The following is a 6,831-nucleotide window of genomic DNA, read 5'->3' as shown; positions in this document are numbered from 1 at the left end:
AGCGGGCGACCAGGACATCCAAAACCGTTCGGGATGCCCGCAGTGACCAGGTATGGGTCCAAGACTCACTACTGCTCACTGATTAGGAACGGTGGTGTGAGCCCTGGAGGCCACCGGTGAGGGACACCGGGCCAGCGTCGCTCGCCTTCAGCTCCTCGGCCGGGGTCGCCGGTTCGATGCCGCGGCCGAGCCGCTCGTGTTCGTGGTCGACGAGCGTGAGGCGTACCCCGGAGGCGCGCAGTTCGCCGGCGAGGGCGACGGCCTTGTCCATTTCGGGGCGCTGGGTGGCCGGATGGAGATCTTCTAGAGAAGATCCGGGTGACCTCGGCTTCGGAGAGCGAGTCGAGTGGGGAGACGAGGGACTGCCGGACGGTGAATGCGCGTACGTACACCAGGGCGGGCGTGCCCGACTGGTTCGGGGCTGGTGTTCCTTGGTCGGGGCGGGTGGACATCGGGCAGTCCCGCGATTCCACGCGCGTGAAGTCGTCGCAACAGCGCCGCTACCGGGGCCTCTGTACGGAGAACTCGTTGCCGTCGGGGTCGAGCATCAGTACCCGGACGCCATCGCCTTCGCCGATGTCGGTGCGCGTCGCGCCGAGCGAGATCAGGCGGTCGACCTCCGCCTTACAGTCGGCGTCGGCGGGGAGCGCAAGCTCGAAGTACAGCCTGTTCCTGCCCGTCTTCGGCGCCACCGGAGGGCCACCCCATGTGATCTTCGTACCGCCGTTCGGCGATTGGATCGCGGTCTCCTGGTCCTGGTCCCAGACGAGTGGCCACCGCAGCGCCTCGCTCCAGAAGTAGCCGACCTCCTGCGTACCGTCGCAGGCCAGCGCTCCGATGAAGGCGGTGTCGGCGAGGAACTTGTTGCCGGCCTCGATCACGCAGAACTCGTTGCCGTCCGGATCGGCGAGCACCACATGACCCTCGTCGGGGAGTTGGCCCACGTCGATGTGTTTCCCGCCGAATTCCAGCGCCCTGGACACGGTCCGCTGCTGATCCTCCGGAGAGGTGCTCGTCAGGTCGAAATGCGCCCTGTTCTGACCGATCTTCGGCTCCTGGCTCGGCAGGAAGCGGATGCGGAAACCGGCGGTATCAGGGGGCAGGATCTCGACGTCGTCGTCCGGACCATCGGCCAACGCCCAGCCCAGGACCCCGGACCAGAACCGCGCCAGACCCGACGGATGGGTCGCGTTGAAGCAGATCGCGTACAGTTGACTGGTCATACCCCGTGCATCTCCGATCCACTGACGGTCGATACAGCGCCTCGGCCTCATCGCGAGCGCAGCCTAGAGGTGGCCGTGGGGCACCCGCATCCGAGTTTCCGTCGCGGGGGAGCCTGGTCTCGTACAAGATGACGATCGCGCCGAACGGCACCATCGTCCTCGGGGGTGCGCGGCGGGGGCGGTCAGGCCCAGGTCGAGGCGTCTGTTCATGTCCAGCTCGAACCGGGCGTGAGGGTTCACGTGTGTCCAGAACAGCGGTGTGAGTGCCCGCAGGTCCGCGTCGGTGAGGGTGTCGGCCCACTTCGCATCGGCGAGGACCTGCTGCATCAGCAGTGTGAAGGCAGGCCGCACGCGCGCCATGTGCTACGGCTCGCGGTCGCCATGGGGTGGGCCATGACCGGCGGCCAGGACGGCGCCGCCGCCCTCCGACGCACTGCGCTTGCCGCAGCCGTCCGCATCCCCGCCCTGAGTACGGGTGCCGCCCGCGACCTCAGTCCGGCCCTCGCCACCGGCCCGCCCGTGCACCGCCGCGTCCCTGGGGCCGCAGGCCGTGGCCTCGTGGGCCGCCTCTGCCTGCAGCCGTGGGTGCCGGTCGGTGGCCGGCGCGCCCGCCTCGACGACCTGCTCGGCGACTCCTTCGCGGTACTGACGGCCGCTCCCCTGTCCCCCGCGGTGCAGGGGGTCGACGACGGCCTCGGTGCGCGGACCGTCGTCGTACCGGACCTCGGCGACGACGGGCGGCTCGCGGCCTGGCTGCGCGAGGGCCGGGTGGACGCCACGCTGCTGCGGCCGGACCGGGTCGTGATGGATGTCGTCCCGTACGGCGCTCCCGCCTTCACGGCCACCGCCGTCTGGGCGTCCCTGCTGCTCACCGCACGAGCCCCTTGTTCTTCCCAACAGAGTGCCTCGGAGATCAAGTTGTCGGTCTCTCCGTCAGCCGCCGCCCCTCGTCACTCGGGACAGCCCCGGCGCCGCGGTGCGCACGGCGGGAGCCAGTCGGGCGGGGCTGAAGCGGGAGCGTGGTACGGCCGCCGAGAGGGCGGCGACCGTGGTGCCGCCGGCGAAGACGGGGCCGCGATGCAGCTCACGCCGAGCGCCGCCTCCTGCTCCTCGTAGGCGAGGCCGGACACCTGGATCTTCTCCAGGGCCATGTGCAGGCGGTTCGGGTCGGTGATCGAGTACGGGGTGAGGCTCGGCAGCGGCCGGGACAGCACCTCCTCGGTCAGCTCTGCACCGGAGAAGGCCAGTAGGGCCTTGCCGACGCCGGTGCAGGTCAGTGGCAGGCTGCCGCCGATAGGGGAAGGCAGCTGCAGGGCCTCGTGACCGTGGATGCGTTCCAGGTGGACGACCTCCATGCTTTCACGCACCCCGAGGTGGACCATCTCGGGGTGGCCTCGAACAGGTCCCGGAGGAACGGCAGGGCCGCCTCGCGCAGATCGAGCCGGTGCGGGACCAGCGAGCCCAGTTCGCACAGCTTCGCGCCGAGGCGGTAGTGGGGTTCGGAGCGCTCCAGCCAGCCCAGCCTGACGAGGTCCGCCGCCAGCCGGTGCACCGTCGGCTTGGGCAGTCCGGCCCGCTCCGAAAGTTCTGACAGACGGTACGGACCTCCGCTGGGACTGAAGCAATCCAGGTTGCCCCGGGGCTAAAAGGAGTCCAGTGCCGGCAGTCCGGCGCTGTCCTCCAGCTCGGCCCAGACCGTCTTGCCACGGCGGGCGTGGCGTGTCCCCCAGCGTCGGGCGACTTGGGCCACCAGGAGCAGGCCGCGTCCTCCCTCGTCGAAGACGCGGGCCCGGCGCAGATGCGGGGTGGTACTGCTGTCGTCGGAGACCTCGCACAGGAGGGTGCCGTCGTTGATCAGGCGCAACCGGATCGGCGGCCGGCCATAGCGGATGGCGTTGGTGACCAGCTCGCTGACCACCAGTTCGGCGGTGAAGACGAGCTCCTCCAGGCCCCAGGCGGTCAGTTGCTCCGAGACACTCGACCGGGCTCGGGAGACGGCGGCCGGATCCGGTTCCAGCTCCCAGGTGACGACCTGGCGGTTCCCGAGACCTTTGGTGCGGGCCAGGAGCAGTGCGACATCGTCGTCCGGTCGGGCCGGGAGCAGCGCGTCGAGCACGGTGTCACAGGTGGCCTCCAGGGAGACCGAGGGGCGGGCGAGCGCATGGCGCAGCTTGGTGAGGCCCGCCTCGACGTCGTGGCCGTGGGCGGCGAGCAGGCCGTCCGTGTAGAGGGCGAGCAGGCTGCCGTCGGGCAGGTCGACCTCCGCGGCCTCGAAGGGCAGGCCGCCCAGTCCCAGCGGTGGACCGGGAGGCAGGTCGAGGATGTCGACGGCGCCGTCCCGGCTCACCACGGCGGGCAGTACGTGCCCGGCACGGGCGAGGGTGCAGCGGCGGCAGACGGGGTCGTAGACGGCGTACAGGCAGGTGGCGCCGATGTCCCCGTCGCCTTCCCCGTCCGGCTCTTCGCCATACCCGTCCGGGCCGCCAGCTCCCCCGTCCGGCCCGCCGCCCTCTCCGTCCGGTCCGGCGCCCTGGCCGCCCGGAGCGGCGGTGGTCTCGGCGGACAGCCGGATGACGACGTCGTCCAGGTGCGTGAGCAGTTCGTCGGGCGGCAGGTCGATGTCGGCCAGGGTGCGTACCGCGGTCCGCAGCCGGCCCATGGTGGCGGCGGCATGGATGCCGTGGCCGACCACGTCGCCCACCACCAGGGCGACCCGGGCACCGGACAACGGGATGACGTCGTACCAGTCGCCCCCCACACCGAGCTCCGCGTCGGCCGGCACATAGCGGCGGGCGATCTCCACGGCCGAATGCCCCAGCGCACGCTGTGGAAGCAGGCTGCGCTGCAGGGCGAGTGCGGCGGCACGCATCTGCGTGTAGCGGAGGGCGTGGTAGACGGCCACCGCCGTCCTGGCGACTATGTCCTGCACGAAGACCAGATCCGCGTCGTCGAAGGGTTCGGGGCTGCGGTGACGAAAGAACTGGGCGACGCCCAGGGTGGTGCCCCGGGCACACAGCGGTATCACCAGGGTCGAGTGGATGCGGCGGGCGCCGGCGGCGAGGCCGGGTTCAGCGGTCGTGGGCGATTCGCCCGTGAGCTGGGAGGCATCGGTGTCGTACCGGGCGGCCTGCCCGGTGGTGAGGGCGCGATCCGGTGGGGATCCGGGCAGGTAGGTGTGGAGCTGCCGAGGGGCGGTCGTCGGTTCCGGCGACTCGTCGGCCACTGACTTCTGGGCGATCCGGCGCAGGGCGCGCGGGCCGCTGCCGGCCGGGGTGCCGGGTCCGCGGAGCACGGAGTCGAGCAGGTCGACGGTGACGAGGTCGGCGAACTGCTCGGTGGCGAGGTCCGCCAGCTCGTGGACGGTGCGGGCGATGTCCAGGGTGGTCCCGATGCGGGTGCTCGCCTCGTTCACGACCGACAGCCGCCACCGCAGCCTGCGGTCGCGCTCCTCCTGGAACGCCACGACGCCGCGCTCGGACGTGCGGTCCACGTAATCGGTCGCAATCCCGATCAGCTTGCGCGCGGCAGCGCTGATCAGTTCGGGATCGCTGGTCAGCCGGGGCATCTCCTCGAGCAGCCGGGCGACGACGACGCCCTGCCCGAGGCGAAACGCCCTCAGCATGGCGGTGACGGGCTTCCCGTGCCGAGCCAGCCGGCGTGCATGCTCCGCGTCGGAGTCCTGCGGTTCGAGCAGGCTCCCGTCGGGGCCGTGCTCAAGGGCGAAGAGCACCGTGGCCACGTGCTCGGCGATGTTCTGCGACGCCATGACGTCCGGGTCTTCCCACAGCTCGGGAAGGTCCCGCCGCAGGGCATCCCCCACCTCCTGCGCCAGTGCGCCCGCCTTCGGGCCGAGCACGTGCGCCGCACGGCTCAGCAGACTGTCCGCGGTGAAGTCCACGGTTACGACGTTACGCCGCGCACGCGCTCCTGCATGCGGTGCGGCCCGTCACCGGCGCGGGACGCTTCTCGAAGGCCTGCCGCACCCCCGCGTTCCGCGAAGGTCAGGTGCCGAGCCTCCCGGAGGCGGTGCGGAACAAGGCCGTCCAGCCAGGCCTGATGGCCGTTCAGCATCGGGTTCTGGGTCTGGCGTGGCCGGCTCCGCGGCCGGGTGGCCGACCCGGGCGGCCGCGGCGACGAGCAGGGCATGGGCGAGCGCGCCGCGGTCGGCGTAGGCTCCCGCTTCCCTCGGTGGCCGGGGCACAGCGGGGGTGCGGGCGGATGCTTGTGATCGATCGCTGCGCCGCTGCGAAAGATCGGGATCGCCTCGGTTCGTCCCCGGGTGCCGCAGCGGAGACAATGGGGCTCCCGCACCGGGCGAGGTGGTGGCGATGCCCGCTTGGCATCTGCGCGATTATCACGACGACGATCTCGACCAAGCCATACAGATCTGGGACCAGAGCCGCCGGGCCGACGAGGACCGGGTGTTTCCCGTCTCGGAGGTGATGGCCGCGGCCAAGGCCGGTCAGACGGCGGTCGTCGCGGTGGTCGGCGACGAACTGGTGGGTATGGCCGTGGCGCAGGCACAGGGCAAACGGGGTTGGATCCTTCTGGTGGCGCTCGCCGCACGATGGCGCGAGCGCGGGATCGGCAGTGCTCTTCTCGCCGAATTGGAACGGCGCCTGCGCGCGCTGGACGTGCGCCACATCAGCGCGCTGCTGCCCGCCGGTGCCGCCGGGACGAAGGCTCTGGAGAACTCCGGCTACCGGTTCCGCGACGACCTGACCTACTACGAGAAACTCGAACCTCCGGGAACCGCCAACACCGACGTCCTCGCCGCGCTGGGCGGCCGTGTGCTTCCCGAGGGGCTCTGGGACACCATGGCCGGCATGGAGCGCGAGAAAGCGGTCATCGAGCGCCGTGTCGTACTCCCGCTGACCGAGCCGGCGCTGGCGGACCGCTACGGTGTCACCCCGCCCAAGGCGATCATCCTGTTCGGCCCGCCCGGCACCGGCAAGACCAGTTTCGCCAAGGCGGTGGCCTCGCGGCTCGGGTGGCCGTTCGTGGAACTCTTCCCGTCCCGGCTCGCGGCCGACACGAGTGAGGGCTTGGCCGCCGCGCTGCGAGAAACCTTCGCGGACCTCGCGGAACTGGACTCGGTGCTGCTCTTCATCGACGAAGTCGAAGAGATCGCCGGGGTGCGTTCCGGCAAGGCGGTCGATCCCGGCCACGGAGTGACCAACGAGCTGCTCAAACTCATCCCTGTCTTCCGCGAGCACGACTCACGGTTGCTGGCCTGCGCCACCAATTCGGTGCGCTCTCTCGACGCGGCCTTCCTGCGGCCGGGCCGGTTCGACTACGTCATCCCCGTCGGCCCTCCCGACCCGACCGCCCGCGCGGCGATCTGGGACCGCTATCTCAGGGCGTCCGCGGCCTCGGTCGACCTCAACCAACTGGTTGAGGCCAGCGAGCTGTTCACCCCCGCCGACATCGAATTCGCCGCCCGCAAGGGCGCGCAGGCGGCGTTCGAACGGGAAGTCGCACACCGCCGGGGACGGCCGGCCACCACCGAGGACTACATGACCGCCATCGCCGACACACGGCCGACGCTCACAGCACAGGCCATCGAGGAGTTCACCGAGGACATCGACACCTACAGTCGGCTCTGAGC

The 6,831-nt window shown here is 70.9% G+C and carries 4 protein-coding genes and 2 pseudogenes; 2 read left to right on the top strand and 4 right to left on the bottom strand.

Annotation, left to right across the window (positions count from 1 at the left end):
• Nucleotides 1-82: 82 nt before the first annotated feature.
• Nucleotides 83-271, bottom strand: coding sequence for a hypothetical protein (locus AB0M27_RS37960; protein WP_365729057.1), 189 nt, complete (start codon nucleotides 269-271; stop codon nucleotides 83-85).
• 229 nt (nucleotides 272-500) lie between these two features.
• Nucleotides 501-1,223 (bottom strand): VOC family protein, encoded by a 723-nt coding sequence (locus AB0M27_RS37955; RefSeq protein WP_365729056.1) that lies wholly within the window; start codon nucleotides 1,221-1,223, stop codon nucleotides 501-503.
• 330 nt (nucleotides 1,224-1,553) lie between these two features.
• Here AB0M27_RS37955 and AB0M27_RS37950 point away from each other — a divergent pair.
• A pseudogene (locus tag AB0M27_RS37950) lies at nucleotides 1,554-2,129 on the top strand (3-(3-hydroxyphenyl)propionate hydroxylase); the annotation flags it as partial.
• 27 nt (nucleotides 2,130-2,156) lie between these two features.
• Here the strand turns inward: AB0M27_RS37950 and AB0M27_RS37945 are convergent.
• Together AB0M27_RS37945 and AB0M27_RS37940 are read right to left on the bottom strand one after the other, a co-directional pair.
• Nucleotides 2,157-2,853: pseudogene (locus AB0M27_RS37945) on the bottom strand (IclR family transcriptional regulator).
• Nucleotides 2,854-2,865: 12 nt separating this feature from the next.
• Nucleotides 2,866-5,121, bottom strand: coding sequence for a SpoIIE family protein phosphatase (locus AB0M27_RS37940; RefSeq protein WP_365729055.1), 2,256 nt, complete (start codon nucleotides 5,119-5,121; stop codon nucleotides 2,866-2,868).
• A 421-nt stretch (nucleotides 5,122-5,542) separates the two neighbouring features.
• Here AB0M27_RS37940 and AB0M27_RS37935 point away from each other — a divergent pair, with 421 nt between their 5' ends.
• Nucleotides 5,543-6,829, top strand: coding sequence for a GNAT family N-acetyltransferase (locus tag AB0M27_RS37935; RefSeq protein ID WP_365729053.1), 1,287 nt, complete (start codon nucleotides 5,543-5,545; stop codon nucleotides 6,827-6,829).
• Nucleotides 6,830-6,831: the final 2 nt, after the last annotated feature.

Origin of the sequence: Streptomyces sp. NPDC052107, assembly GCF_040680215.1 — a bacterium.
GTDB lineage: Bacteria > Actinomycetota > Actinomycetes > Streptomycetales > Streptomycetaceae > Streptomyces.
The sequence above is the reverse complement of the archived record's forward strand: the minus strand, read 5'-3'. Positions and strand labels throughout refer to the sequence as shown.

Excerpts from the sequence above, each read along its gene's own strand:
- AB0M27_RS37960 (WP_365729057.1), bottom strand. The coding sequence starts at position 271 with ATGGACAAGGCCGTCGCCCTCGCCGGCGAACTGCGCGCCTCCGGGGTA.
- AB0M27_RS37955 (WP_365729056.1), bottom strand. The coding sequence starts at position 1,223 with ATGACCAGTCAACTGTACGCGATCTGCTTCAACGCGACCCATCCGTCG.